At 69.4% G+C, this 745-nt stretch carries 1 protein-coding gene and 1 tRNA gene; both read left to right on the top strand.

The window, feature by feature from the left end; translation table 11 throughout:
- A partial coding sequence (locus tag AC1D15_RS35585; protein WP_477829796.1) for a DUF3418 domain-containing protein occupies positions 1–509 on the top strand: 509 nt, incomplete at its 5' end.
- 100 nt (positions 510–609) lie between these two features.
- A tRNA-Pro gene (locus AC1D15_RS35590) sits at positions 610–686 on the top strand.
- The last annotated feature ends 59 nt before the right edge of the window (positions 687–745 follow it).

Here is a 745-nt window from a genome sequence, read left to right on the forward strand (position 1 = left end):
CGGCCGATGCGCAGGCCTTCCGGCGGCGCATCGACGAAGGGCGAGGGCGCCTGACGCTGATCGCCAACGAGATCGCCCGCAGCGTGATCGTGGTGCTGACCGAATTCGCCGCGGCGCAGCGCAAGCTGAAGGATGCGCGGGCGCCGAAGGACGTGGCCGACGACGTGCAGGCGCAGCTGGCACGCCTGGTGCCGAAGCGTTTCGTGGGGGCGACGCCGTGGGCCCAGCTGGCGCACCTGCCGCGCTACCTGAAGGGCGTGGTGATGCGGCTGGACAAGCTGCGCGCCGACCCGGCGCGGGATGCCCAGCGGCTGGCCGAACTGCGTCCGCTGGAGCAGCGCTGGCTGCGGCTGCTGGCCGATCGCAAGGGCGTGCACGACGGGCGGCTGGAGGAGTTYCGCTGGCTGCTGGAGGAGCTGCGGGTCAGCCTGTTTGCGCAGGAGCTGCGCACGCCGCAGCCGGTGAGCGTGAAGCGGCTGGAGAAGGCGCTGGGGGCGCTGACGGTGTGACGGATGCAGCGGAGGCCGGACGGAATTCGATGCGAAGTCGATCTGTTCCGGTGCGCGAGCGGCCCGAATCGCTGCGAGCGCTGGTTACAATGCGCCGGTTCGGGGTGTAGCGCAGCCTGGTAGCGCAACTGGTTTGGGACCAGTGGGTCGGATGTTCGAATCATCTCACCCCGACCATCAACTCTCTCCCATCTGCAGGCCCTCAGCCTGTTCCCTCGCTGCCCGTAGCTCAACTG

The organism is Rhizobacter sp. P2_H2 (assembly GCF_056403375.1).